This is a genomic window from Nocardia sp. NPDC059228 (genome assembly GCF_042754245.1).
Taxonomy (GTDB): Bacteria; Actinomycetota; Actinomycetes; order Mycobacteriales; family Mycobacteriaceae; genus Nocardia.
Genome location: NZ_JBHZAL010000013.1, coordinates 67,074 through 91,686, shown reverse-complemented (window position 1 = coordinate 91,686; position 24,613 = coordinate 67,074). Strand labels below are relative to the sequence as shown.

Below are 24,613 nucleotides of genomic sequence, written 5' to 3'. Positions count from 1 at the left end.
TAGCGCAGATTCCAGCTCGGATGGATGGCGTTGCGAGATGCGTCACGCCAGCGGCCCGGCCGGGCCTTTCACCACGAATGATGTTCTGCCCGTGGAAAATACGGCTAGACGCGCGGCTCCAACAGGTACTCGACCAGGGTGATGAGCGATTGCAGGCACGGATTGCGGTCCCGGGCGTCGAGCCGCATCAGCGGCGTGCCCTGGTCGAGGTCGAGCGCATCGCGGACCTCGTCGAGCGGATGCTTGGGCGCGCCCTCGAAGTCGTTGACGGCCACCGCGAACGGCACACCGCGCTCCTCGAGGATGGACAGCGATTCGTCGGCCTTCTCCAGCCGGCGAGTATCGACCAGCACCAGCGCGCCCAGTGCACCGACGGCCAGGTCCTCCCAGATGGGCACGAACCGGCGCTGGCCGGGCGTGCCGAACAGGTACAGCGCCAGACGCGGATTCAGGGTGATGCGGCCGAAGTCCATGGCCACCGTGGTGGTGGTCTTGCCCGGCAGCCCGGCCATATCGTCGACGCCGACGCTGGCCTCGGTGATCGTCTCCTCGGTGCGCAGCGGCCGGATCTCCGACACGCTGCCCACGAACGTGGTCTTCCCGACGCCGAAGTTCCCCGCCACCAGCAACTTTACGGTGCGGGTGACGGTCTGCGGCACATAGTCGACGACGCGCTCATGCGGAGAGAGCGCGGAGTCCATCGAGTACCTCCTCCAAGAGGGCTTTGCCCGGCAGCGCTTCCACCGGGGTCGGGACGGCCAGATGACCGCTGTCCAGTAGATCCGCCACCAGGATCTTCACGACCGAAGGCGGCAGGTCCAGATAGGCCGCCAGCTCGGCCAGCGTCAGCACGCCGCGGCGGGCGAGCTGGATGATGCGGCGGGCGTCGGCCGACGCGCCGGGGGCCGGATCGGCCACCGCGACAACCAGACTGACCAGATCCAGCACCCGCGTGGGGCGCGATCGGCCGCCGGTGCGCACATACGCCCGGACCAGATCGGGGTCGCGCCGCGGCCGGCTCATGAGCGCGGCAGATCCGCCCTGGTCCGCGACATACTGCCGAGCTCACGCCCGACCCGCAGGGCCAGTTCGTTCATCCGGTGCGCGACCAGGCTGACATCCACGTCCTGGGTGGTCGAAACACCCAGCAGCGCACCGGCCCCGGCGGCGGTGATGAAGATCATGCCGTCGGCGTACTCGGTCATGTTCTGGCGCACCGCATTGTCGGAGGTGCCGCCGCAGAACTCGGCGAGCGCCTTGCCCAGGGCCCGCAGGCCGGAGGCGGCCGCGGCGAAACGCTCGGCGTCGTCGATGCTCACGCCACCGGTGTGCGCGATGCGCAGGCCGTCCTCCGATAGCAGAACGGCGAACCGGACCCCTGGCGCTTCGAGATCGTCGAGCAACCAGGCCAGCCGGTTGGTGTCACTGACAGCCGTCGCGGGCGTACCGGTCACGATGTCATCCCTTCGGAGTGGTCGAACGCGGCCGCTCGACCGCGCTGGGAGCCGCTGTGCCAGGCAGCGGCGATATCGGGTCGCGCGGACGTCTCATCCACGACGACCGGGCGCACGGGTGCCGCCACCGACACCGACGCCGAGCGGCGGCGCCGCTTGGGCAGGCCACCGGAAGTAAGTTCCTGAGGCGCCGAATCCATGGCCACCACCGTGGGTTCCGGGTCGGGTGCCGGAATCCGGGCGGGCGCCGGCACGGGGGTCGGGGCGGCAACGGCCACGGGTGTCGGGGCAGGCGCGGCCAGCAGGGTCTCCGGAATGAAGACCATGGCGCGCATGCCGCCGTACATATTGGGGCCGTCGATGTAGACGGAGAAGCCGTAGCGGCGCGCGAGCGCTGCCACGCCCGGGAACCCGACGCGCGGGGTCGGGCCCAGCGCGTGGATGTCGACGAGCTGATCGCCCGCGAGGACGCGGCGGGTCTCCTCAAGCTGCTCGGGGTTCATCCGCACACCGGCGTCGTCGATGATCACCGTGATGCCGTGGTGACCCTCCTGGAAACCGATGTCCACGTACGAGGTCGGCGGCGAGTAGCGCAGCGCGTTGTCGAGCAGCGTCGCGACGGTGTGCACCAGCGGTTCCACCGCGCGGCTCACGACCGGGCGGTCCAGCTCGGTGGCGCGCACCCGGGTGTAGTCGCGGACCCGGCCGGTGGCGCCGCCCACCACGTCGGTGAGAGTCTGCTGCGGCCAGCGCCGGCCGGGCAGACCACCACAGACGATCACATAGGACTGCGCCTGGCGGATCATCTGCTGCACGGAATGGTCGATGCGGGTGAGCGTTTCGAAGGTCTCGTCGTTGCGGTGCTGACGCAGCGCGGCGCTGAGCACCTGGCTGACGTCCGCGCCCAGGCTCACCACCGAGGCGCCGAAGGCGCGCACCGCGGCCGAGGTGGCCTCACGGGCGGAGCCCTCCACCTGGGCGCGGGCGGTGTCGGCGGCCTCGGCGACCGCGCTGCGCGAGGCCTCCCCGGCCTGCGCGACGGCGACGCGGGCGGCCTCCTCGGCCTGGGCGATGGCCAGCTGGGCCACCTCCTCGGCCTGGGCCACCGCGGTCTCCCGCTCGGATTCGGCCTGCGCCACCGCCAGCTGGGCTTCGGTCTCGGCTTCGCGCCGGACCCGGTCGCGGGTCTCGGCGGCCACCTTCTGCAGCTCCTCGCCGCAGCGGGCGGTCCACTGCCACACCAGCTCCGCGATACGCGACTGCTCGAGCACGATCGGCAGGTCCACGGTGGGGTTGTCGGGGTCCGAGCGTCGGACGGCGGCACCGATGGCGGGCACGACGTTCTCGGTCAGGTTCACGATCATGTCCTCGACCGCGACGTCGCGGTTGGCCTGCTCCGCACGCAGGGCGGCAACCCGCCCGCGTTCAGCGCGCATGGCACGCCACAGAAACAGCAGCCCGACCACGGCGAATAGGAGCGCGGCAGCGAGAACCCAGGAAAGCAGCACGGCGTTGTCTTGATTCATCAATTCTCTTGTCGTCCGGCCGATCCTGAAATCGGCGGAGCCACCATAGCAGAATCCTCTGTCTCCCCTAACCTTTCGGTATCTCCGAGCAAACCGCAACCCGGAGCCCGTGCAGCTCACAGCATTTCACCGCGATTTGCACCCCGAAGCCCCGGTGCGGAAGAACCCGGTCACCCGGGCGACCCGAACCCGAGGTCCACGGCCCGACAACTGGTCACTCGACCATCGCCCCGGATTCCATGCTGTCCCCGCCCCTCACCTGCGCCCCCAGCCCTGCCTGCACGCCAGCAACCTCCCGGTTCCCGCAGCAGAACACCGCGTGGCACCCGGTGGAGACCGCGACAGCAAATCGTCTCCACCGGATGCCACGCGGCAACCGGCACTGCGCGCGCGGACCTCAGCCGGCGGTGGCCACCGTCGTGGCAGTGACCGCATCGGCGATCCACGGAACGACCGCCGCGCGCACATCGATCCGCCGGGGCAGCAAGCCGTTGGCGGTCAGCAGATCCGCCGCACGCTGTTGCTCATCGAGGAACTCCGCGGTCACCGGACCGACACCGAAGGGCCGGCCACGCAGGGCGGCCTCCCAGGCATCGAGATCGGCGGTGCCGCCGCGGGCGACGATATCGTCGACGAAGTATTGTGCGGCCGCGCGCGGGTTCTCGGCGATCCACGCGTCGGATTCCTGCAGGGCGGCGATGATCGTCTCCAGTTCCGCACGGTGCTGCTCGGCGAACCCGCGGCGGGTGAACCACAGTGACGGGTGGCTGAACACCGATTCGGTGTCGACGAGAGTGTGCAGTTCGGTGGTGGCCTCGAGCGCCGCCAGCGCCGGGTAGGCGCCGACCCAGGCGTCGAGTTCACCGGTGCGCAGCAGGTTTCCGCCATCGTGGATATCGGTGTCGACCGGTTCGATATCGGCCCAGCCGAGGCCGGCGCGGTCCAGGGCGAACAGCAGCAGGGTGGTCTGCCAGGAGCCGTGGGCGATGCCCACCCGCTTGCCCTTCAGGTCGGCGACGGTCTCGATGCCGCTACCGGCCGGGGCGACCAGGCGGCCGTTCTCGATACGCGGGCCGGAGATGCCGACATAGACGATGTCGCGATCGTTGCCCAGGGCGGTGATCGGCGGGGTGAAGCCGGTGCCGATGAAGTCGTAGCCGCCCTCGGCGAACAGCCAGTCCGAATGCTGGGACGGCAGGGCGGCTTTCACGTCGACAGGTGAGGGCTTGGGCAGCGCCCGCAGATCGACCCATTCCACCTCGGGCAGAGCGCGTTCGAGGATGCCGCGGTGGCGCAGGACGAACAGGGAGTTGTTGTGCGGGAAGTACCCGACCCGGATGCTCATGAAATCTCCTGGTGAATGCGGATTTTCGGGGATGTGGTCACGGTGGTCAGCGGGTGGCGGCGAGAGCGGCGGCCGGGCCGGGTATGGTGAGGCGGGAGCGGCCGAGCAGCGGCAGTACCTCCTCACCGACCCGGTAGGCCTCTTCCAGGTGCGGGTTCCCGGCCAGGATGAACGCGTCCACGCCCAGGTCGATGAGTTCGTCGAGGCGCTGGGCGACCTGCTCGTAGCTGCCGACCAGGCCGAAGGCCGGGCCACCGCGAATCAGGCTGAACCCGCACCAGACATTGGGCTGGACCTCCAGATCCCGGTAGCCGGTAATGGTTTCGGGGACCCAGCCCTGGATGCGGGCCGCACCCACCGAGTCGCCCTGGGCGGCGCGGTTGGCGGCGTCCCGATCGACGAAGGCCCAGCCCTGCTCGATCTCGGCCCAGGCGGCCTCCGCGGTGTGGCGGGCCACGATGTCGATGCGGACGGCGAACTTCGGTGTGCGGCCGGTGCGTTCGGCGTGGGCGCGCACGCCGTCGAATTTGGCGCGCAAGTCGGCGAAGGGCTCGAGCCAGGACAGGTAGTAGTCGGCGTGGCGGCCCGCGGCCCGCACGGCGGCGGGCGAGGAGCCGGAGAAGTACACCTCCGGGAACGGTTGCCCGGCCAGGGCGGGCGGCAGCGCCGCGCCCTCGGTGCGGAAGAAGCGGCCCTCGTGGTCGAGGGGGTCGCCGTCCCACACCCCGCGCAGCACCTCGAGGAATTCGCTGGTGCGGGCGTAGCGGTCGTCGTGGGAAACCTTGTCGCCCCACCACAGTTGGGCCGGTCCCCCGCCGCCGCTGATGATGTTGTAGACCAGCCGCCCGCCGGTGGCGCGCTGCAGGCTGGCCGACATGCGCGCGGCCTGCACCGGGTGCAGGAATCCGGGCTGGAAGGCGACCATGAACCGGTAGGTGGTGGTCTCGCGGGCCAGGGCGGCGGCCACCGCCCACGGGTCCTCGGTGATGGGGAACGATGGCAGCAGGCCACCGAGGAACCCGGCCGATTCCGAGGCGCGGGCGACGGCCGCGGCGTGATCGAGGTAGCTGTAGCCGTCGAGTTCGCCCGCGCGCACGGCCGGGGCGATATTGCCGGGACCGTAGCCGCCCGCGTGGCCGCGGTTGTAGCGGCGCGGGGTGCGCAGCGAGGCGTGATCGCCCTCCATGCCGATGCGCCAATAGATGTCGATGGTCATGCGGTGGCCTCCTTCAGGGTGCGGCCGGTCGGGTCGGCCAGGAACAGCAGGTGCTCCCCGGCGCGGTAGACCTCCTCGAGGTGCGGGTGCCCGGACAGCACCACGGTGTCGACGCCGGCCGTGGCGTACGCCCGCAATCGCCGCGCCACCTGCTCGTAGCTGCCGACCAAGCCGACGGCCTGCGGATATCCCAGCTGGGTGAAGCCCGCCCAGCGCCCGTCGCCGAGATCCAGCGCCTCCGCATCCGGTCCGTCCGGATACAGTTCGCGCCATTGCCTTTCGACCCGGGCCCACGCCTCGGTCTCGGTCGCGCGGGCGATGACGGGCACCTCGACGCCCGCCCGCACGGTGCGCCCGGCCGCGGCGGACAGCGCCCGCAGTTCGGTGAGGGACGCGTCGAGGCCCTGCGGCGTCTCGGTGAAGACGTGCACATCGCCGTGCCGTGCCGAAAGTTCCAGCGCCGCGGTCGAATCCCCGCTCAGGTACACCACCGGGAAGGGCAGGCCGGACAGGATTCCCCGGAATCCGCCGTCGACGACGTCGTAGTACTCCCCCGCGTAGTCGTACCCGGTGCCGCGGAATCCGGCCGGGGGCACCGGGTTCTCGTTCCAGACACCGCGTGCCACGGTGAGGAATTCCGCTGCACGCGCGTACCGATCGTCCCCGGTGACGCGGTCACCACGCTGTCGCGCGTCGTCGGCATCGGTGTCCACGGACAGCCGCCAACCCAGTCGCCCCGCCGAGAACCGTTGCAGGGACGCCGAAACCTTCGCCGCGTAGACCGGCGTCCCGAAGCCGGGATGAAAGTCGACGACGACGCGCGTGTGCCGTGTGGCCCGCAGCGCCGCGCCCGCGACGATCCACGACTCTTCGCCCGCCGGGTCGTAGGGCGCGAGTACCCCGTCCAGACCGGACAACTCGGCGGCGTGCACCACCTGGTGCAGGTCGTCGAACGGCCCGAACCGCCCGGCCCGGACATCGGTCACGGCACGATCCACCGTGCGGGCCTCGACGCTCGCCGAGCCGCCCACCTCGGCCGGATCAGCCAGACCGAGAGCGGGTGCTCGGCCGTTGTCGGGCGTGCTGCCGATACCGTTGCGCCCGGCGCGATTCCGCTCGGCATCGACGGCGGGGATCGGTCTGCCGCTCCGGCCGCGGTGCCGCAGCCCCGCATCGGCGCGGCGGCCGTCGCCGCGACTGGGCAGCCGCCACAGGTATTCGGTCATGCCCGCACCTCCGCGGCGGCGCTGGTCGATCTGCGCGCGCCGCGCTTGTGGCGCGCGGCGAGGTCGGCGGGAGCGGTTGAGCGCCATCGGGGTTCGGTCATGCTGCGGCCTGTCCGGCGGCGACGAGGGCGCGCGCCTGCTCGAGGGGTTCGGGGGCGATCCAGGAGCCGAGGTCGAAGTCGGCGGCGAGGAAGCCGTGGGTGTAGAGGAACTGCTGCTGGACGGCGAGCAACTCGAGGCGTTCATCGGACAGCGACGGGTGCAGGCCGATGTTGAAGTCCGTGCCGTAGGCGGCGGTGACACCCTCGGGGCCGGACAGGGTTTCGCGTTGCAGGACCTCGGCGGCGTCGTCGCGGTGGGTGGTGGCCCAGTCGGCAGCGCGCAGGGTCTGGGCGAGAAAGCCGATCACCACGTCGGGGCGGGTGTCGAGTAGGTGCTGGTGGACGGTCAGCGGGCGGGGTGTGCCGTTGTTGACGCGTAGCCGCTTGGACTCGGTGGCGTCGAGGTCGACCGCGATCCGCAGCCCGTGCTGCTGGGCGACCTCCTGTGCGCGTGCGCCTTTGACGTAGATGGCGTCCACGGCGCCGTCGAGCAGTTCCGCCACGCCCCAGGTGAGGCTCCGGTCGCGCTGCTGGATCTCGGTGCGCACCTGGGGATTCGATTCCACGCCGAGCTCGATGACGCGCACGTCGGCCAGCGTCAGGCCGCCCAGGCGCAGGGCACTGGCGAAACCGTGCAGCGCCATCGCACGCGGGAAGCTGCGCGCCCGGTCCCGCGCCCAGGCCGGAATGCCGACACGCAGCCCGGCCAACCCGGCGGCGGAGGTGACCGGCGAATCCGGGCCCACCACAATGGCTTGCGCCTCGTCGATCCAGGTCAGGCCGATGAGCCGGGTCGGCGAGCCCTGGGCGCGGGCGGCCAGGGCGGGCACATTGCCGCCCTCGCGGATGAGGCCGGGCAGATCGTGGTCGAAGTGGCGGAGCGCGAGTTCGGGTGCGGCGTCCTGGAGGACGCCGAAGGCCAGTCCGTTGCGTTCGGCGGTGTCGCCGAGCCAGCCGAGGCTGTGGGCGAGGCCGCTGGCGGTGGGGACCGGGCAGCGGGTGTACCAGAGGGTGTCGGTCATGAAGTGCTCCTGGGGTTTTCGGTGTCCGGACGGTCGACGCCGAGCTGGGCGAGGAAGGCGGACCGGTGACGCAGGGCGGCCGGATCGGTGCGGTCGCGTGGTCGCGGCAGGTCGATGGCCCGATCCACGGCGAAGCGGCCGCGGTCGAGGATGAGCACCCGATCGGCCAGCCGTACCGCCTCGTCCACGTCGTGGGTGACCATGAGCACCGCCGGGCGGTGGCGGGCCACCAGGTCGCCGACCAGGTCCTGCATGCGCAGGCGGGTGAGGGCGTCGAGTGCGGCGAACGGCTCGTCGAGCAGCAGCAGATCGGGCTCGCGGACGAGCGCCCGGGCCAGGGCGGCCCGCTGGGCCTCCCCGCCGGAGAGCGTGGCGGGCCATTGGCGGGCCTTGCCGGCGAGCTGCACCTCGGCCAGCGCGCGCAGCCCGGCTTCGCGTGTCGTACGCGAACGGCGCTGCCCGATGGTCACATTCGCCAGCACCCGCTTGGACGGGACCAGGCGCGGCTCCTGGTAGACGGTGGTGCGGGCGGGCGGGACCAGCACCTCGCCGGCGTCGGGCTGCTCGAGTCCGGTCAGCAGGCGCAGCAGGGTGGTCTTGCCGGTGCCGCTGGGGCCCAGCAGCACCACGAACTCGCCGCGGCGGATGGTCAGGTCGACACCGTCGAGAATCACCTTCTCCCCGAAGGCTTTCCGCAGTCCGGTGATCGAGACCGCCAGTGGCGACGCGGGGTCGTGCGGGGTGGTCGTCGCGCGCGGGGTCGTCATCGCATGGCCACCTGTCGCCGCCACGGCATGGCCAGCCGTTCGACCAGCCGCACCGCGCCGTCGAAGACCAGTCCGAGCAGCGCGTACAGGACCACGCACAGCACCATGTAGTCGGTGCGGTTGTATTCCTGGGCGAGGGTCACCAGATAGCCGACGCCCTCGGTGGTGCCCACCTGTTCGGCGGCGATGAGGCCGGTGATGCTGATGGACAGGCACACGCGCAGGGCCATGAGCACCCCCGGCAGCGCGGCGGGCAGGATCACCTCGGCGACCAGCCGGACTCCGGTGAGCCCGAAACCACGCGCGGCCTCCACCATCTTGCGGTCCACATTGCGGACGCCGAGGTAGGTGTAGGCGTACATCGGGGCCACCGTCGCGACGGCGATCAGCAGTACCTTGTACAGCTCGTCGATGCCGAACCAGGCGATGAACAACGGCACCAGCGCCAGGAACGGCACCGCGCGCACGATCTGCAGGGTCGAATCCACCAGTTCCTCACCGAGACTGGACAATCCGGCCAGCAGGCCCAGCGCCATCCCGACCGTCACGCCGAGCGCGACGCCGAGCGCGGCGCGCGTGAACGACGCGAGGGCGAAGTCCGTCAGCTGGCCGCTGCGGGCCAGCTCGAGCAGCGCCGACCACACCTTGGGCGGACCGGCGAGTACCTGCGGCGACAATGCCCCGGTGGCCGAGCCGATCCACCAGGCGGCGATGATCAGCGCGGGCAGCACGAATCGCAGCGGCAGCGAAACCCATGCGGGCCTGCGCCGTTCGACCCGCGCCCGGGGCGGGGCCAATCCGGATCGATCCGCGCCCGGGTCCGGGGCGGCCGCGGTCGCGGTCGCACGTCCGGCCGCGTTGTCACCGATCGCGTCCGAGGCGGGATCGGCTGCGGCCGAATGGTTCTCATGCTCGGTCGTGCCGGGCGGGTCGTCGTCGATTCCCGAGGCCCGCTGCGGGGCGGGCGCGGCGGAAGTGGCCATGTCAGCGTCCCGGCTGCAGCCCGGCCAGCTGCTCCGGGGTGAGTTTGGATTTCAGGTCGTAGAAGATGTCGCCGGCGGTGATGTCGCGGGAGATGACGCCGTTGTCGCGGAAGAGCTTCACGATGGTGGCGAGGTCGGCGGCGTCGCTGTCGGTCGGGAGGTGCGGCACGGTCGCCTCGCCGCCCAGGCGGATGGCGTCGGTCAGGCGCGGGCCGCTCAGCGCGCGGGGGCCGGTCTTGTCGAAGACGTTCTGGAAGTCGGCGGGATTGCCACGCTGCTGGGTGGTGAGCTGCTGCACCGTCTGCAGGAATTTCGCGGCGATGTCGGGGTGCTTGTCGGCGACCTCGGTGCGGAACACGAACACCGTGTTGTCCTTGGATCCGATGGACTGCTCGGTGGCGATCTCGACGCCGCCGTTGGCCTTGGCCTCCTGATAGGGCACCAGGAACGAGGCCCACGCGTCGACCTTGCCGGTGGCGAAGGCGGTGGCGGCGTCCTTCTGCTGCAAGGGGACTCGCGTCACCTTGTCGGCGGGCACCCCGGCCTGTGCGAGGGCCTGCAGCAGGATGTACTCGCCCTTGCCCGCCGGATTCACCGCGACCCGCTTGCCGGCCAGATCGGCCACGGAGTGGATCCCCGCGTTCGGGGCGGCCAGGATGCCGCTCTGATCCTTGCCCGCCGGATCGGAGACCGACACGATGCGCACGGCGACATCCTTGGACAGCGCGCCCACCACCGGACTGAAGGCGGCGTCGGAGACGTCGAGCTCCCTGGTGTTGAACAGCTTCAGCATGGAGCTGAAACCCGGTGTGGTGGTGACCCATTCGACGCGGGCGTGCAGTGGCGCGAGCGCCTTGTCGAAGGTGCCGTCGCGTTTGCCGACGGCCAGCGGCCCGGCATTGCCCGGGTCGACGACCTTGAGCACCACCTCACCGGAACCGGTGCCGGTCGAGCCGGAGCCACACGCGGCGAGCAGGGCGACGACGGGGGCCAGGACGAGGGCGTGACGCCAACGGTGTGGCCGGCGCGTGCGGAACATGGTGGGCACCTCTTCGATTCGGAAACGGTCCAGCGATGCCCTGGGACAGTAGGGATCCCACGCGACCGGAGCGAGGTAATCCATTCCGAGGATTGGAAGGGTTGACAGGCCTCCCCCGAAGGCCTTATGGCCATTTTCCTTTCATCTTTCCAAATAGTGGAAAGCTCGGGTCTGCCGGACCGGCACGCCGTGCTACCGTCCCAACCGTGGAAGCCTCCGGAGTGCAGACCGTCGCCCGTGCCCTGTCGGTCCTCGACTGCTTCCGCGACGGTGCGGAGCGTGGCGTCTCGGAGGTCGCACGACAGCAGGGACTGGCGGTCAGCACCACCCACCGGCTGCTCACCGCGCTGGTGCAGGCCGGATTCCTGGACAAGAGCGAGGATTCCGGCCGCTACCGCATGGGCGGCGCACTGGCCGGGTACGGTCAGATCGCCTATCGCCAGCACCGCATCTATCTGGCCGAACCCGCGCTCGAACAGCTCGCCGCGACCACCGGCGCCAGCGTCTCGATCGCCTTGCGCCACAGCATCCACGCCGTGTTGCTGGCCACCAGCCGCTGGCGCGACACCGACGGCCACCGGCTCCAGGGCGTCCGGCTGCCACTGCATGCCAGCGCGCTCGGCAAGACCCTGCTGGCATGGAACGACGCCGGCGACGCCGAGCTGGCCGCGCTGCCCTACGACGAGGGCACCGCCCGATCCGTGTCCACCCCGGCCGAACTCCGGCGCGAGCTGGTCCGCACCCGCGAACGCGGCTACGCCTACAACGACGAGGAGCTCGATCCGGGCTTCCGCACGCTGGCCGTGCCCATCCTGACACCCGGCGCGCCCTGCCGGTTCGCGCTGGGGCTGCGCGGAACGACCACGCTCATGATTCCCGAACGGCTCCCGTTCCTGGTCGATCTGGCCAAGATCACCGCCGCCGACATCGCCGCCCGTTTCACCGCCGCCGACTGACCCCGATGCACCGATCCATCTGGCAATCAATGGATTTCATTCGAGTTCCGATTGGTGGACGGTGGGCGCGGCTGACACGATGGGCGGCATGCGTGAACAGCGGCTCGGGAATGGTTTGACGGTGTCGGCGATCGGCCTGGGGTGCATGGGGTTCTCCCAGGGGTACGGGGCAGCCGACGACGCGGAGTCCGCCGCGGCCATCCGGGACGCGGCGGCGGCGGGAATCACCGTGTTCGATACGGCGATGAGCTATGGGCGCGGGCACAACGAGCGGCTGGTCGGGCAGGCGCTGGCGGGGACGAACGCCCTGGTGGCCACCAAGTTCGGGATCGTGCGGACCGAGACCGGCGTGGGACTCGACGGCAGGCCCGAGCATGTGAGCGGGTACTGCGAGGAATCGCTGCAGCGGCTCGGGCGCGAGACGATCGACCTGTACTACCTGCACCGGATCGACCCGGAGGTGCCGGTGGCCGAGACCGTCGGAGCCATGGCGGAATTGGTGAAGGCCGGCAAGGTACGGCACCTGGGCATCTCCGAGGCCACCCCGCAGCAACTGCGGGAGGCGGTGGCCGAGCATCCGATCGCGGCGGTGCAGTTCGAGTGGTCGATGCTGTGGCGCGCGCCCGAGCGCGATATCGTCCCGGTGGCACGCGAACTCGGGGTCGGAATCGTGCCATACAGCCCACTCGGACGCGGATTGCTCACTGCCACACTGGATTCGGCCACGGTCGCGGACAGCGACTTCCGACGCAACGACCCGCGCTTCCAGGGCGAGCATCTCGACGAGAACCTCGCACAGGTGGCGGCGCTGCGGGACCTGGCCGCGCGCCTGGGCATCTCGGCCGGGCAACTGGCGCTGGCCTGGCTGCTGGCACAAGGACCGGACATCATGCCGATTCCCGGCAGCCGCCGTGCGGCGCGCATTCTGGAGAATGCGGCAGCCGCCGCGGTCGAGCTCGGTGCCGAGGATCTCGCCGAACTCGACAAGCTGGTCCCGCCCGAAGGCTGGTCGGGCGACCGCACCTCCTTCGCGGTCCCCTCGACGACGCGCAACCCCTAGTCGGCCCCGGCCGACCGGTACAGCAGGGTCATCAGGCTCGAGCCGGCCAGGCCGCCGACGATCTGGGCCGCGGCGAACGCGGGCACCGAGGCCGGGGCGATGCCGGTGAAGGAGTCGGAGAGCATGCGGCCCACGGTGAGTGCGGGGTTGGCGAAGGAACCCGAACTGGTGAACCAGATGGCCGAGCCGAGGTAGGCGGCCACGGCTGCGGCGCTCGCACCGCGGCCGTGGCGGGCGGCCGCGAAGCCCACGGCGATCAAGCCGGCGGCGGCGAGGATTTCGCCGAGCAGGTGGCCGCCGGTGACGCGATGGTGGCTCGCGATCTGCAGTGGAGTGCGGTCGAACATGGCGTTGGCCAGCAGGGCGCCGACGATCGCGCCCGCGCACTGTGCGGCCGCATAGGCTCCCAGTTCCCGGGTGCCGAGCCCGGTGTGCTGCCGCCGTCCGCCCAGCCAATCCGCCAGTGACACCACGGGATTGAAGTGGGCGCCCGAGATCGGGCCGAACGCCAGAATCAGCACGGCCAGGCCGAGGGCGCTGGCGGTGGAGTTCTCCAGCAGCTGCAGTCCGAGATCGCCGGGCGAGAGCTGTTCGGCCGCGATCCCGGAACCGATCACGACCGCCGCCAGCGCCGCGGTTCCGGCGAACTCGGCCACCGAGCGCCGCCCCAGCGACACTCCGGCCTCGGCGGGCACGGTGTCGGGGGCGGGATCGATCAGCGGACGGTCGCGGTTCGGCACCCGGACACAGTGACAGACCGGCGCTTGCGCAGCACCGCGTCGCCGCAAGATATCTCGTATATCAGGCGCGGCCGGGTTCGGCGATCAATCGACCCCGCGGCCGCCCACCTCGGGCAGCCCCTCGGTGACGCGCAGGCGATCGGCCATGGCGGTCAGCAGGTTCTGGGACTCCTCGCTCAGATCGAAGGCCCGCGTGGACAGTTTGCGCAGGCCGTGGAACTGCAGCCGGGCGATCAAGTCCGAGTCCCGGTCGGCAGCGGTGGTGTAGGCGTCGTCGGCGAAATAGGCCGACCGGACCCGGAAGAAGCGGGCCAGCGCGGCGATCGTCTCGCGGGAGGGATCGGTGCGCACGCCCGAGCGCAGCTGGCTCAGATAGGGCTTGGAGATGGGGTGGCCCCACGCGGTCAGCTGGGCGGCCACCTCGGAGTTGGTGTGCGGGCGCTCGCCCGGGGCATGCACGACCTCGAAGAGCCTGTTGAGCCGGGCCGCGAATCCGGACGCGGGCGCGGGGGCGGTGGCCGGGGTGGCGTGCAGTTCGGCGGCGCGGTGCGGGATGCGGGCGTAGAGCCGTTGCAGCGCGGGCTCGTTCAGCGAGGACCGCTCGAGCAGCTCGGCGACGCGCGCCACCGGGTCCGGGGCGTGGTCGGGGCTCATTCGGCCGCCTCCTTGCTGTCGAGGCCGGTCATCCAGCCCTGGTCGCGTTTCAGCCGGGCCCAGCGCTGTTCGACCGCCTTCACGGACGGGAAGTCGAACAGGTGCTGGATTTCACGGCCGGTCAGGCCCATGGCCTTGCCCCACACCAGCCCGCGGTCGCGGTCGCCGAGCCCGGCCAGGCGGCTGCGGAAGGCCAGCCGGTCCACCACCGCACCGGCCACGTCCTCGGTGGAGGCCAGCACCTCCATCAGGTCCGGGCTGTTCTCGGTCACGATGGTCACCGAGGCCGCGGCCTGGAACTGATAGAGGTCGCCGGTGCGGCGGCTGCGGCGGAAGTGCTCGACGAAGGCCAGCACACACGCGCCGATGAAGTAGCTGCCCAGGCTGAGGCCACCGTCGGCACTCCAGCCGTCGCCGTCGCGGGCATTGCGGCGGAAGCGCTCCAGCGCGCGGGTGATGGTCTCCTGCACGAAGTCCTCGGCGAAGCGGGTCTCCACCAGCAGTCGTTCCTGTGTGGTCGGGCGCAGCGGCATGCGCTTCTGCTCGGCCACCGAGAAAATCCAGCCGGTGCGCACCCATGGCCCCAGCACCGCCAATGCGTGGCGAACCAGACTGTCCGCCAGCAGTTTCCAGGCCGGCCCCTCGAATCCGGCCTTGCGGACCAGCTCGAACAGCTCATGCTCGGCCGCAGATCTCTCGGGATCGGTCATGTCGTCGGCGTCCTCACCCAGCACCTCCTGATCTCTGACGACCACGTTATAGGTGTGGCAAACCCGCCGCCCCTCTTTCAGCTAATGACCAGTATCCGCGAGCGTGTAAATCATTTCTTGACAGGAGATTTCATGTAAAGGCAGCATTGACATATGACTGATCCCCGGCACAGAGACCCCGCCGACGAACGCGCGGTCCTGGCAAAACTGTTGTCCACCAATGCCGATTTCGTCGCCGAGGTGCTGCGGCCCGGCGACGGCGAGCCCGCGCCGTCGGTCATGGCCGCACTGCGTGCGGCCCGCAGCCTCGACGGCGTCGTCGACGATGTGCTGCGCTCCCTGGTCCGCCAGGCCCGCGAGGAAGGCCGCACCTGGGCCGAGATCGGCGAAATCTTCGGCACCTCACGCCAAGCCGCGTTCCAGCGCTTCGGCGGGCCCGCCGCGGGCATCCAGATCCCGCCGGCGCCACCGATCCCGCCCATGCCCGAGATGCCACAGCTGCCACCCATGCCGGAGCCGCCCGACTGGGCGAAAATGCCCGGCATGCCGCAGATTCCGGGCCGGCCCTTCGGCGGGCCCGGGCAACCGGGCGGTCCGGACCACCCGCAGCACCGCGGCCCCGGCCGCCCGGGCTGGGGCCCGAATCCGCACGGCGACCAGCCCGCCGAGTGAGCGTCCTCGCCGTGTCCGCCACCGAGACCCCGCGCGCCCGCTGTGACCGGGCGCGCCGGCGGCTGCTCGCGGCCGCCCGGCAGCGCTACGCCGAGGATCGGCTCGCCGACGCCGTCTCCGCCGGGACGCGCCAGGTGGTGGTGTTCGGCACGGCACTGGACACGTTCGCCGCCCACAATCCCTATCCCGGCCTCCACGTCTACCGAGCCACCGCCGAGGATTTCGAAAGCAACGCGGCGACAAACGATTTCGTCCGGTCTCGCTCCGCCTCGTCGCGCAACGACGCGACGTCCGGGACCGGCATGCCGGAAATCCCGCGACACACACCGGGATTCCGTCCCGAGCAGTCCGTGTTCGTCATCGTCCTCGCGGATCCGCGCTCCGAGGATCCGGGCACTCGTGCAGGAGTCGGCGAGGCGGCGGCACGCGAGGCGGCCGACTTTGCCCGGCGCGCATCGGGATTCGATGGTCTCCATGAAGTGCCGGGCATGCGGCGGCGTCGTATCGGCGGCGGAAGCCTCGGCTCCGGCGGCTTCACCCACTGCCAGGGCGGGGCGGTCGAGTCGGTATTGCGGATGCTGTCGCAGTGCCCTGGCGGTGCCGAGATCGTCTTCGATATGCCGCCGTGGGCTTCGACCGGTGTCGAACGGCTCTTGCGCGACACGGGGTGGGTGGTTTTGGCGGATCTGACCGGCGGCGCGTTAGCCTCCCGCTATCTCGGCGTCGCGCCCGGACCGGACTATTCGGTCGAACCTCGGGTTGTGTGGGCGCGCGTCGGCAATAATGCCGGACGCCTGCCCGATTCGCTGCCCGCCGAATGAGGAGCCCATGCGCACGCACTCCCGCCGCCATGCCGTCGTCCTGGCCGCCGCCACGGCCTTGTTCGCGACCGGCGCTCCCGCCGGCGCGGTGCCCGCGGCAGCGGACCTGCCCGCGCTGGGCCCCGACTTCCACTGGGGTGTGGCCGCGGCGGGGTTCCAGAACGAAGGCCGTGCGCCCGACAGCAATTGGCGCCGGTACGTGGACACCCACCCGGATGACGACCGCTACGGCGACAGCGTCGACTTCTACGACCGGTATGCCTCCGATATCGCGCTGGCCGCGAATCTGGGCGTCGACACCTACCGGCTCAGCATCGAATGGGCGCGGGTGCAGCCGCGGCCGGGGGTGTGGGACGCGGACGGATTCGCCTTCTACGACAGGGTGATCGCGGCCATCCGGGCCGCCGGGATGCGGCCGATGATCACCCTCGACCACTGGGTGTACCCGGGATGGGAAGCCGATCGCGGCGGATGGGCGAATCCGGGCATGGTCGAGGACTGGATGGCGAACATGCGCACGGTGGTCGACCGTTACGCCGGCGACGATCCGATGTGGGTCACCATCAACGAGCCCTTCGCCTACCTCATGAACGAGGTCCGCAACGGCGGGCTGCCCGCCGCCGACGTACCGGCCATGCAGGCGCGACTCGCGGAGGCGCACAACAGCATCTACGACTACATCCACGCCCGCCAGGCCGACGCGATGGTGACCAGCAATGTCGCCTACGTGCCCGCCGCGGACCCGATCGTCAACGGCGCCATGCTCGATGCGATCGCGGCCAAGCTGGATTTCGTCGGCATCGACTACTACTACGGTCTGTCGCCCGACACGGCCGCCGAGTACACCAATTTCGCCGCCTCGGCGCTGTGGAAGCTGCCGCTGCAGGCCGACGGCCTGTACTACACGCTGCGCCACTTCGCCCACCGCTTCCCCGGCAAGCCGCTCTACATCGTGGAGAACGGCATGCCCACCGAGAACGGCGCACCCCGCGCCGACGGCTACACCCGCGCCGACGACCTGCGCGACACCGTCTACTGGCTGCAGCGGGCCAGGGCCGACGGCATGAACGTCATCGGCTTCAACTACTGGAGTCTCACCGACAACTACGAGTGGGGTTCCTACACACCACGTTTCGGCCTCTACACGGTGGACGTGCGCACCGATCCGAGCCTGACGCGCCGCCCCACCGATGCCGTGGACGCCTACCGCGCCATCACCCACGACTCCGGCGTGCCCGCCGGCTACCTGCCGACCCGGCCGCCCGCGTCCTGCTCGCTGGTGGACGCCCTCGACAGCTGCGCCGACCCGGTCACCCTGCCCCGTTGACTCCGCAACACACTCGACAGCCGGCTGGTTGCGCCGGACTGCGACTTTCCCTCGTGGAACTGCTTGGGCCACAGGCCGGTACGACTCGAAACGGTAGGCGTCCACCGACCGGCACCGCCACCTCATACCGCGCGCAGACAGGTAAAGTGGCTGGTGACGGCCCCGATCGGGTTTTCCGGACCGGAAAACCGGACACCGATCGCGGCTCGGGGAGACCGGTCGCACAGCGCGACACGCCCGCCGCTGCCCCGAAATTCAGTTAACCGGCAGCTACGCTCCGATTCGGGACATTCCGACCACCCGTCCCGGAGGAGGAGCCCCGATGCGCAGACGACTGCACCGCCTCGTCCTGGCCGGGCTCGCGGCCGCGGCGATGCTGCTCCCGGTGGCGAGCGTCGCTTACGCCACCCCGGCCACACCCCCGCCCGCCGCCGCGGCCGGCACGCGCGGCAGCCTGGGCCCGGACTTCCTGTGGGGCGTGGCCGCATCGGGATTCCAGTCCGAGGGGCATGCGCCCGACAGCAACTGGATGCGCTACATCGACGCCAATCCCGGCTGGGACCGCTACCGCGACGCCATCGACTTCCGCTCCCGCTACCCCGGTGACGTCGCCTTGGCCGCGAGCCTGGGGTCGAAGGTGTTCCGCATCGGCATCGAATGGGCGCGGCTGCAGCCCGAGCCCGGGGTCTGGGACGAGGACGGGTTCGCCTTCTACGACCGGCTCGTCGACGACATCGTGGCCAACGGCATGGAACCCATGCTGACACTGGACCATTGGGTGTATCCGGGCTGGGTGGCCGAGCGCGGCGGCTGGCGCAATCCCGGCATGGTGGACGACTGGCTGGCCAACGCCCGCAAGGTGGTCGACCGCTACGCCTCGCGAAATCCGGTGTGGGTCACGGTGAACGAGCCGGTCGCCTACATCATGCACGAGGTGCGCCAGAACGACACCGACGCCGACCAGATGCTCGACAAGGTCGCCCAGGTGCACAACCAGATCTACGACTACATCCACCAGGTGCAGCCCAAGGCGCTGGTCACCAGCAACGTCGGGTACGTGGCCGGTTCGGAGTCGCAGGTCAACGGCCCGCTCATGGACCGCATCGGCGACAAGCTCGACTTCATCGGTGTGGACTACTACTTCGGCCTCGAGCCGCCGAAGACCAATGCCGTCAACCTGCCCGACGGTTCGGCCGCCCCGCCGCCCGGGATGTGGGAGCTGCCCATCCGGCCCGAGGGCATCTACTACGCGCTGCAACACTATTCGCAGAAGTTCCCGGGCAAGCCGCTGTGGGTGGTGGAGAACGGGATGCCCACCGAGAACGGCAAACCCCGCGCCGACGGCTACACCCGCTCGGATCACCTGCGCGACACCGTCTACTGGCTGCAGCGCGCCAAGGCCGACGGCATGAACCTGGTCGGCTACAACTACTGGAGCCTCACCGACAACTACGAGTGGGGTTCCTACACACCGCGTTTCGGCCTCTACACCGTCGACGTGCTCACCGATCCGAGCCTGACCCGCAAGCCCACCGACGCCGTGGGCACCTACCGCCAGATCATCACCGCGGGCGGCGTGCCCGCCGGCTACGAGCCGGTGCGCCTCCCCTCGGACTGCCACCTGGTGGATCCGCCCGCCAGCTGCGACTCCCCCGTCACCGTCCCCAGCGCGGTCCCGGCCCCCGCGCCCTGACACAGCCGCCGCGGCGGGGTTCAGCGGTCGAGTTCACGCACCGCGCGTTCGATCTCCTCCACCAGGGTGACCCCGCCGACCTCCCGGGCCGCGGCCCGGAACCGGTCGCGGAAGCGATCGAGATCCAGGTCCACGCCCTCGCCGCTGTACTCCGCACCCGCGGCCTCTCGGACGACGCGGATCATCTCGTCGGCCAGGGTGGCGATATGGGCGCGGATCAGCTTGCGCAGCACGCCCGACAGGGCGATGTCGGTGCCCACGTCGTAGAGGACGAGCGCGCCGGTGAGCATGGCCGGTTCGGGCACCCGCCAGCGCTCGCCGGCGCGCTCGAGGTAGCCCGCGGCGAGCAGATCGTCGAGGATCTCGGGGCGGCGATCGCCGAGCAGTTCGGTCAGGGCCTCGTCGTCGAGGATCGTGCCGGTGTCGGCCTCGGCGCTGTAGCGCGGATCGAAGACCTCACGCCAGTCGCCGTCGCCGGGTACCTCGGCCTCGAACACCTCGCGGATCGCGTCCAGGCGCAGCCCGCGCGCCTGCATGGCGGTGATGGCGTGCAGCCGTTCGAGGTGTTCGGGACCATAGACAGCTTCCTTGCCGGCCCGGCCGGGCCTGGGCAGCACGCCGACCGAGTGGTAGTACCGGATGGTGCGGGCGGCCACACCGCTGAGTTCGGCGAGTTGCAGGCGGCTGTATCGATCCACCCGAACAGCATAGATACCACTATCGACGAACGTTGACAGCTACAACTGTCCGCATTAGCGTAACCGCCGCCACACTGTCGACGACGACAAGGGAGAATCCATGACCCAACGCGACACCGATTTCGACGTGCTCATCGTCGGGTCAGGATTCGGCGGCAGCGTGAGCGCACTGCGCCTCACCGAGAAGGGTTACACCGTCGGTGTGCTCGAGGCCGGTCAGCGTTTCGCCGACGACCAGCTTCCCGACACCAGCTGGGACCTGCGCAAGTTCCTGTGGGCGCCGAAGCTGGGCTGCTTCGGGATTCAGCGCATCCACCCGCTGCGCGATGTCCTCATCCTCGCGGGCGCGGGCGTGGGCGGCGGCTCACTGAACTACGCCAACACCCTCTACGTGCCTCCGGCCCCGTTCTTCCAGGACCCGCAGTGGCGCGAGATCACCGACTGGCACGACGAACTCATGCCCTACTACGACCAGGCCCGCAAGATGCTCGGCGTGGTCACCAACCCGCACATGACCCCCGCCGACGAGGTGTTCAAGCAGGTCGCCGAGGACATGGGGGTGGGCGATACCTTCGTGCAGACCCCGGTCGGCGTGTTCTTCGGCGAGGCGGGCAAGACCGTGCCCGACCCGTTCTTCGGCGGCGCGGGCCCGAACCGCACCGGCTGCATCGAATGCGGCGAGTGCATGACCGGCTGCCGCCACAACGCCAAGAACACCCTGGTCAAGAACTACCTGTACCTGGCGGAAAAGGGTGGCGCGCAGGTCTTCCCGATGACCACGGTCACCACCGTGCGACCGCTGCCCGACGGCACCTGGGACGTGGAGACCGAGCGCACCGGCGCCTGGCTGCGCAAACAGCCCAAGACCTACACCGCCAAGCACGTGGTGCTGGCCGCCGGCACCCGCGGCACCCAGCAGCTGCTGTTCGCCATGCGCGACAAGGGCGTGCTGCCGCAGCTCTCGCCGCGGCTGGGCGTGCTGACCCGCACCAACTCCGAGTCCATCGTGGGCGCGGCCACCCGCAAGGTGAACCCGGATGTGGACTTCACCCGCGGCGTGGCCATCACCTCCTCGATCCACCCCACCCCCGACACCCACATCGAGCCGGTCCGCTACGGCAAGGGCTCGAACTCGATGGGCCTGCTGCAGACGCTCATGGTCGACGGCGGCGGCAAGATCCCGCGCTGGCTGCGGTTCCTGTGGACGGTGCTGCTACACCCGCTGACGCTGCTGCAGTTCCTGTCGGTGCGCAACTGGAGCGAGCGCACCATCATCTCGCTGGTCATGCAGCATCTGGACAACTCCATCACCACCTACACCAAGCGGGGCCTGTTCGGGCGCAAGCTGACCTCCAAACAGGGCCACGGCGAACCGAATCCGACCTGGATCCCGGTCGGCAACCAGGTCACCCGCGCCGTCGCGGACAAGATCGGCGGTGTCGCCGGCGGTTCCTGGGGTGAGGTGTTCAATATCCCGCTGACCGCCCACTTCCTGGGCGGCGCGGCGATCGGCGCGGACGCCGACCACGGTGTCATCGACCCCTACCACCGCGTCTACGGCTATCCGACCCTGAGCGTTGTCGACGGTGCGGCGGTCTCGGCGAACCTGGGCGTGAACCCGTCGCTGACCATCACCGCGCAGGCCGAGCGCGCGGCGGCGCTGTGGCCCAACAAGGGCGAGGCCGACACCCGCCCGTCGCAGGCCGCGGGCTACGCCCGTATTGCACCCGTTGCACCGGTGCAGCCGATGGTCCCGGCGACCGCCCCGGCGGCGCTGATACTGCCCATCGTCGAGATCCGCAGCGGCGGGACCGAATCCACCCCCGCCTGATCCACACCGGCTACAGCACAGGCCCGTCGATCGTTTCCGATCGGCGGGCCTGTGACGTCGCGCTGGTCGGTGCCGGCGACAGCGCGCTGGTCAGCGGGCGTGGATGTGGGCCATCGGGGAGGTGGGCGGCGGGACGTCGCCGACGGGAGCGCGGAATTCCTGCAGCGCGGCAAGCACATCCACGTGGCGGGCGGCGTAGCAGCGCACCTGCGGCAGGGCGTGGGCGACCTCGCTGCGCTCGAGCGGTTCGGCGTCGATGTAGCCGACCTGGTCCAGGCCCACGCCCAGGGTTTCGGCGATGCGGGTGATGGCCGCGGACTTGCGGCCCCAGCCGACCTCGACGGCGGCGAAGCGCTCGGCCACGCCGTGGCGGCGCAATTGCTCTACCGTCCAGGCCCATTCGCCGCGGGAGGCGACGGCGTGCATGACGCCGCGCTCGTTGAGGATGCGCAGCGAGCGCGCGGCCTCGGCGCGCAGCGCGCCTGCGGTGGAGTCGCAGACCACCCCGTCCCACAGGGTGTTGTCGCACTCCCACACAAGCAATTTCACAGTCGCGGCGTTCATTGTTCCCCTGCCAGTCAGCAACCATCCGGTACCAAGGGTGCCGGACGGTCCTGTCTTTCACGAACCGCCCTGCGCGTGACATCGTAGGTGCTGTCTGGGCCAATGCACCAGCGCGGGCGGACTCGGAACGCCGAAGTTCCTATCTACTCGCGAGTACGGTATGTGCGTAATCTCCGCTGGTAGCGTCGGATCCAGGCCCGACGGATCGGAAGAAAGGGGCGAATGCCCATGCGGCGGCGCTGGAAGCTCGCGGGTGGCCCACCTGTGCTCGCGCTGGCACTGGTACTGACCGGTTGCGGGGCGGCCGAGGATTCGCCGCCGGTGGTGGTGAGTTCGCTGACGCTGGCGCCGCACCCCTCGACCGTCGCCGGTTCCCCGCCCACCGCCTCCGCCCAGGCCACCGACACACTCCAGCCCACCGGTTCGTCCGCGCCGATCGCGAATCCGTCGCCGACCACGCCCGGGGTGCCGGCGGCGGATCCGTTCGCGGATCAGCCGCTCATCGACCACGCCCAGTGGTCCGACGATTCCGACGGCCGCCGGTTGCGGGTCTATCCGACCCAGGCCGGGCGCTCCGACACCTTCCCCGCCGCGCTGGGGCGGGCCTGGCAGGAGGTGCTCACCTCCACGCCCGACGCCGATTCCCCCGGCATGTACGACCAGTTCCGCTGCCACTGGGAGTGGGCACGAGTGGTCCAACCGGACAAGACCAGCTGGAATCTCGAACCGTGGCGGCCCGCGGTGGGGTACGACGCGACCGTGGCGGCCCTGTGCAATCCGGGCGGGCCCGACCGCTGAGCGGTCGTTCGATGCGGTAACGAAGCCGTACCGACGAAAGCGGTTGCCCGCGAGAACCTTCGAGCGCACCGGCAAATGTGCGTATCGTTGGTGACGTCCAGCGCGAACTCCTGGGAGGGAGGGTTCCGGTGCGCGCTTCCGCAGCCGCGACCTCTACGCCCACGCCGCCCGCCGCCGCCCGGGGACCGGCGCGCCCGCCTCTGCGCGGGCTCTTCCCCGCGCTGACCGAAACCTCGAACATCTACCTCGATTCGGCCTCCACCACCCAGAAGCCACTGCCGGTGATCCGCGCGGTGCACCGCTATCACAGTGAACGCACCGCCAATGCCGGACGCGGCACCTACCCGTGGGCGAGCAGCCTGACCCATCGCATCGAGACGGTGCGGGAGCGGATGGCCGAATTCATCGGGGCCGCAGCGGATGAGGTGGTGTTCACCAGCGGGTCCACGGCCGGTCTCAATGCGGTGGCGCTGTCGTGGGGGCTGACCACGTTGCGCGACGGCGACGAAATCCTCTACAGCCCACGCGATCACGCCTCGAACGTGTACCCGTGGCATCACCTGCGGCGGTTGCTGGGCGGGTTCGGGCGCACGATCCGGCTGGTGCCCTACCGGGTCACCGAGCTGGGCGAGGCCGATGTCGAGGATGTGGCCGCGCGCATCACGCCCCGTACCCGGCTGATCACCGTGGGGCATCTGCATCATGTGTTCGGGGCGCTGACCACCCTCGAGGAGTTGCGCGGGCGCATCGATCCGGCGATCGCGCTGTGTTTCGACTGCAGCCAGTCCGGCGGGCATCTGCCGGTGCGGGTGGCCGAGCTGGACGCGGATTTCGCGGTGTTCTCCGCGCACAAGATGTTCGGGGCGCCCGGGACCGGGGTGCTGTACTGCCGCCGCCGGCGCCACGATGAACTGACACCGTTTCTGCCGGGCGGCAATTCGGCGGTGTCGCTGGGTGATTCGGGGCTGCTGGCCGGTTCGATGCCGCAATTGCTCGAGGGCGGCACCCACAACATCCCCGGCATCCTCGCGCTCGGCGCTGCCCTCGAGGTGCTCGACGACCTGGGCCTGGATGCCGTCGCGGGCCACAATCGAGCGCTGACGCAGCGGCTGATCGCGGGTTTGCGCCCGATCCCGGGTGTGGAGTTCCTGCCGGGTCCGGCGCATGCGCCGTGCGAAACCGGCTACGGGATAGTGTCTTTCACCCTGGACGGGATCAGCGCCACCGATCTCGGGTTCGTGCTGAGCGAGCTCGGGTTCCTGGTGCGCACCGGTGCGCACTGCGTGCCCGCCGACGATGTGCCGATGGACGAGGACTCGGTGCGGGTCAGCACCCATGTCTACAACACCGTCGACGAGATCGACCGGTTCACCGAGTGTGTCGCCACGATTGCCGAGGAGGTCTCTTGAC

The 24,613-nt window shown here is 70.3% G+C and carries 25 protein-coding genes; 9 read left to right on the top strand and 16 right to left on the bottom strand.

What is annotated here, in order from left to right; all coding sequences use genetic code 11:
• Nucleotides 1-104: 104 nt before the first annotated feature.
• The 11 genes from ACFXKA_RS21140 to ACFXKA_RS21090 all read right to left on the bottom strand — a co-directional run bounded on the left by ACFXKA_RS21140 (nt 105) and on the right by ACFXKA_RS21090 (nt 10,679).
• Nucleotides 105-701: an ATP/GTP-binding protein gene (locus ACFXKA_RS21140; RefSeq protein ID WP_354832972.1), complete on the bottom strand. Its 597-nt coding sequence runs from the start codon at nt 699-701 to the stop codon at nt 105-107.
• Nucleotides 676-1,023 carry a DUF742 domain-containing protein gene (locus ACFXKA_RS21135; RefSeq protein ID WP_354832974.1) on the bottom strand — a complete coding sequence of 116 codons (348 nt, stop codon included), beginning with the start codon at nt 1,021-1,023 and terminating at the stop codon, nt 676-678. Before ACFXKA_RS21135 ends, ACFXKA_RS21140 begins: the two co-directional genes overlap by 26 nt.
• Nucleotides 1,020-1,454 (bottom strand): roadblock/LC7 domain-containing protein, encoded by a 435-nt coding sequence (locus ACFXKA_RS21130; RefSeq protein ID WP_354832976.1) that lies wholly within the window; start codon nt 1,452-1,454, stop codon nt 1,020-1,022. Before ACFXKA_RS21130 ends, ACFXKA_RS21135 begins: the two co-directional genes overlap by 4 nt.
• Nucleotides 1,451-2,980: an ATP-binding protein gene (locus ACFXKA_RS21125; protein ID WP_354832978.1), complete on the bottom strand. Its 1,530-nt coding sequence runs from the start codon at nt 2,978-2,980 to the stop codon at nt 1,451-1,453. Before ACFXKA_RS21125 ends, ACFXKA_RS21130 begins: the two co-directional genes overlap by 4 nt.
• Nucleotides 2,981-3,377: 397 nt before the next feature.
• Nucleotides 3,378-4,325 (bottom strand): ABC transporter substrate-binding protein, encoded by a 948-nt coding sequence (locus ACFXKA_RS21120; protein ID WP_379428527.1) that lies wholly within the window; start codon nt 4,323-4,325, stop codon nt 3,378-3,380.
• A gap of 46 nt (nt 4,326-4,371) precedes the next feature.
• A complete protein-coding gene (locus ACFXKA_RS21115; RefSeq protein ID WP_379428526.1) occupies nt 4,372-5,541 on the bottom strand; it encodes an LLM class flavin-dependent oxidoreductase in 1,170 nt (389 codons plus the stop codon).
• A complete protein-coding gene (locus ACFXKA_RS21110) occupies nt 5,538-6,767 on the bottom strand; it encodes an LLM class flavin-dependent oxidoreductase (protein WP_379428525.1) in 1,230 nt (409 codons plus the stop codon). The genes ACFXKA_RS21115 and ACFXKA_RS21110 overlap by 4 nt, the downstream gene beginning before the upstream one ends.
• A gap of 97 nt (nt 6,768-6,864) precedes the next feature.
• Nucleotides 6,865-7,890, bottom strand: a complete 1,026-nt coding sequence (locus tag ACFXKA_RS21105; protein WP_379428524.1) for an ABC transporter substrate-binding protein — start codon at nt 7,888-7,890, stop codon at nt 6,865-6,867.
• Nucleotides 7,887-8,657, bottom strand: coding sequence for an ABC transporter ATP-binding protein (locus tag ACFXKA_RS21100; protein ID WP_379428523.1), 771 nt, complete (start codon nt 8,655-8,657; stop codon nt 7,887-7,889). The genes ACFXKA_RS21105 and ACFXKA_RS21100 overlap by 4 nt, the downstream gene beginning before the upstream one ends.
• Nucleotides 8,654-9,640 carry an ABC transporter permease gene (locus ACFXKA_RS21095; protein ID WP_379428522.1) on the bottom strand — a complete coding sequence of 329 codons (987 nt, stop codon included), beginning with the start codon at nt 9,638-9,640 and terminating at the stop codon, nt 8,654-8,656. The genes ACFXKA_RS21100 and ACFXKA_RS21095 overlap by 4 nt, the downstream gene beginning before the upstream one ends.
• Before the next feature lies 1 nt (nt 9,641).
• Complete coding sequence (locus tag ACFXKA_RS21090) at nt 9,642-10,679, bottom strand: NrtA/SsuA/CpmA family ABC transporter substrate-binding protein (protein ID WP_379428635.1); 1,038 nt, start codon at nt 10,677-10,679, stop codon at nt 9,642-9,644.
• 206 nt (nt 10,680-10,885) lie between these two features.
• On the opposite strand from ACFXKA_RS21090, the gene ACFXKA_RS21085 reads away from it, so the two are divergent.
• Both ACFXKA_RS21085 and ACFXKA_RS21080 read left to right on the top strand, forming a co-directional pair.
• Entirely contained in the window at nt 10,886-11,635 is a 750-nt protein-coding gene (locus tag ACFXKA_RS21085; RefSeq protein ID WP_354832991.1) for an IclR family transcriptional regulator, read from the top strand.
• Nucleotides 11,636-11,723: 88 nt separating this feature from the next.
• Nucleotides 11,724-12,695, top strand: a complete 972-nt coding sequence (locus tag ACFXKA_RS21080) for an aldo/keto reductase (protein ID WP_379428521.1) — start codon at nt 11,724-11,726, stop codon at nt 12,693-12,695.
• Here the strand turns inward: ACFXKA_RS21080 and ACFXKA_RS21075 are convergent.
• From ACFXKA_RS21075 to ACFXKA_RS21065, 3 genes are all read right to left on the bottom strand, one after another.
• Entirely contained in the window at nt 12,692-13,435 is a 744-nt protein-coding gene (locus ACFXKA_RS21075; protein WP_379428520.1) for an aquaporin, read from the bottom strand. The two genes, ACFXKA_RS21080 and ACFXKA_RS21075, sit on opposite strands and share 4 nt — an antisense overlap.
• A gap of 84 nt (nt 13,436-13,519) precedes the next feature.
• Nucleotides 13,520-13,969 (bottom strand): helix-turn-helix domain-containing protein, encoded by a 450-nt coding sequence (locus ACFXKA_RS21070; protein ID WP_379428634.1) that lies wholly within the window; start codon nt 13,967-13,969, stop codon nt 13,520-13,522.
• 116 nt (nt 13,970-14,085) lie between these two features.
• Entirely contained in the window at nt 14,086-14,844 is a 759-nt protein-coding gene (locus ACFXKA_RS21065) for an RNA polymerase sigma factor (RefSeq protein ID WP_379428519.1), read from the bottom strand.
• A gap of 108 nt (nt 14,845-14,952) precedes the next feature.
• Here ACFXKA_RS21065 and ACFXKA_RS21060 point away from each other — a divergent pair, with 108 nt between their 5' ends.
• From ACFXKA_RS21060 to ACFXKA_RS21045, 4 genes are all read left to right on the top strand, one after another.
• Nucleotides 14,953-15,471: a hypothetical protein gene (locus ACFXKA_RS21060; RefSeq protein ID WP_379428518.1), complete on the top strand. Its 519-nt coding sequence runs from the start codon at nt 14,953-14,955 to the stop codon at nt 15,469-15,471.
• Nucleotides 15,468-16,292 carry a class I SAM-dependent methyltransferase gene (locus tag ACFXKA_RS21055; protein ID WP_379428517.1) on the top strand — a complete coding sequence of 275 codons (825 nt, stop codon included), beginning with the start codon at nt 15,468-15,470 and terminating at the stop codon, nt 16,290-16,292. The genes ACFXKA_RS21060 and ACFXKA_RS21055 overlap by 4 nt, the downstream gene beginning before the upstream one ends.
• 7 nt (nt 16,293-16,299) lie before the next feature.
• Nucleotides 16,300-17,619, top strand: a complete 1,320-nt coding sequence (locus tag ACFXKA_RS21050; RefSeq protein ID WP_379428516.1) for a family 1 glycosylhydrolase — start codon at nt 16,300-16,302, stop codon at nt 17,617-17,619.
• Nucleotides 17,620-17,941: 322 nt separating this feature from the next.
• Entirely contained in the window at nt 17,942-19,312 is a 1,371-nt protein-coding gene (locus ACFXKA_RS21045) for a family 1 glycosylhydrolase (RefSeq protein WP_379428515.1), read from the top strand.
• 20 nt (nt 19,313-19,332) lie between these two features.
• On the opposite strand, the gene ACFXKA_RS21040 is transcribed toward ACFXKA_RS21045, so the two are convergent.
• A complete protein-coding gene (locus ACFXKA_RS21040; RefSeq protein ID WP_354833006.1) occupies nt 19,333-20,010 on the bottom strand; it encodes a MerR family transcriptional regulator in 678 nt (225 codons plus the stop codon).
• A gap of 100 nt (nt 20,011-20,110) precedes the next feature.
• Here ACFXKA_RS21040 and ACFXKA_RS21035 point away from each other — a divergent pair, with 100 nt between their 5' ends.
• Nucleotides 20,111-21,841 carry a GMC oxidoreductase gene (locus ACFXKA_RS21035; RefSeq protein WP_379428514.1) on the top strand — a complete coding sequence of 577 codons (1,731 nt, stop codon included), beginning with the start codon at nt 20,111-20,113 and terminating at the stop codon, nt 21,839-21,841.
• A 90-nt stretch (nt 21,842-21,931) separates the two neighbouring features.
• Here the strand turns inward: ACFXKA_RS21035 and ACFXKA_RS21030 are convergent, their stop codons facing one another.
• The gene (locus ACFXKA_RS21030; protein WP_354833010.1) at nt 21,932-22,390 is read right to left on the bottom strand and encodes a hypothetical protein; all 459 of its coding nucleotides are present in this window, start codon (nt 22,388-22,390) and stop codon (nt 21,932-21,934) included.
• Between the two features lie 237 nt (nt 22,391-22,627).
• Here ACFXKA_RS21030 and ACFXKA_RS21025 point away from each other — a divergent pair, with 237 nt between their 5' ends.
• Entirely contained in the window at nt 22,628-23,203 is a 576-nt protein-coding gene (locus tag ACFXKA_RS21025) for a DUF2599 domain-containing protein (RefSeq protein WP_379428513.1), read from the top strand.
• Nucleotides 23,204-23,331: 128 nt separating this feature from the next.
• Nucleotides 23,332-24,612, top strand: a complete 1,281-nt coding sequence (locus ACFXKA_RS21020; protein ID WP_379428512.1) for an aminotransferase class V-fold PLP-dependent enzyme — start codon at nt 23,332-23,334, stop codon at nt 24,610-24,612.
• The last annotated feature ends 1 nt before the right edge of the window (nt 24,613 follow it).

What these genes read in the sequence shown, in the direction of transcription:
- ACFXKA_RS21140 (WP_354832972.1), bottom strand. Translation starts at nt 701, where the DNA reads ATGGACTCCGCGCTCTCTCCGCATGAGCGCGTCGTCGACTATGTGCCG.
- ACFXKA_RS21135 (WP_354832974.1), bottom strand. Translation starts at nt 1,023, where the DNA reads ATGAGCCGGCCGCGGCGCGACCCCGATCTGGTCCGGGCGTATGTGCGC.
- ACFXKA_RS21125 (WP_354832978.1), bottom strand. Translation starts at nt 2,980, where the DNA reads ATGAATCAAGACAACGCCGTGCTGCTTTCCTGGGTTCTCGCTGCCGCG.
- ACFXKA_RS21120 (WP_379428527.1), bottom strand. Translation starts at nt 4,325, where the DNA reads ATGAGCATCCGGGTCGGGTACTTCCCGCACAACAACTCCCTGTTCGTC.
- ACFXKA_RS21115 (WP_379428526.1), bottom strand. Translation starts at nt 5,541, where the DNA reads ATGACCATCGACATCTATTGGCGCATCGGCATGGAGGGCGATCACGCC.
- ACFXKA_RS21110 (WP_379428525.1), bottom strand. Translation starts at nt 6,767, where the DNA reads ATGACCGAATACCTGTGGCGGCTGCCCAGTCGCGGCGACGGCCGCCGC.
- ACFXKA_RS21105 (WP_379428524.1), bottom strand. Translation starts at nt 7,890, where the DNA reads ATGACCGACACCCTCTGGTACACCCGCTGCCCGGTCCCCACCGCCAGC.
- ACFXKA_RS21100 (WP_379428523.1), bottom strand. Translation starts at nt 8,657, where the DNA reads ATGACGACCCCGCGCGCGACGACCACCCCGCACGACCCCGCGTCGCCA.
- ACFXKA_RS21095 (WP_379428522.1), bottom strand. Translation starts at nt 9,640, where the DNA reads ATGGCCACTTCCGCCGCGCCCGCCCCGCAGCGGGCCTCGGGAATCGAC.
- ACFXKA_RS21090 (WP_379428635.1), bottom strand. Translation starts at nt 10,679, where the DNA reads ATGTTCCGCACGCGCCGGCCACACCGTTGGCGTCACGCCCTCGTCCTG.
- ACFXKA_RS21080 (WP_379428521.1), top strand. Translation starts at nt 11,724, where the DNA reads ATGCGTGAACAGCGGCTCGGGAATGGTTTGACGGTGTCGGCGATCGGC.
- ACFXKA_RS21060 (WP_379428518.1), top strand. Translation starts at nt 14,953, where the DNA reads ATGACTGATCCCCGGCACAGAGACCCCGCCGACGAACGCGCGGTCCTG.
- ACFXKA_RS21050 (WP_379428516.1), top strand. Translation starts at nt 16,300, where the DNA reads ATGCGCACGCACTCCCGCCGCCATGCCGTCGTCCTGGCCGCCGCCACG.
- ACFXKA_RS21045 (WP_379428515.1), top strand. Translation starts at nt 17,942, where the DNA reads ATGCGCAGACGACTGCACCGCCTCGTCCTGGCCGGGCTCGCGGCCGCG.
- ACFXKA_RS21035 (WP_379428514.1), top strand. Translation starts at nt 20,111, where the DNA reads ATGACCCAACGCGACACCGATTTCGACGTGCTCATCGTCGGGTCAGGA.
- ACFXKA_RS21025 (WP_379428513.1), top strand. Translation starts at nt 22,628, where the DNA reads ATGCCCATGCGGCGGCGCTGGAAGCTCGCGGGTGGCCCACCTGTGCTC.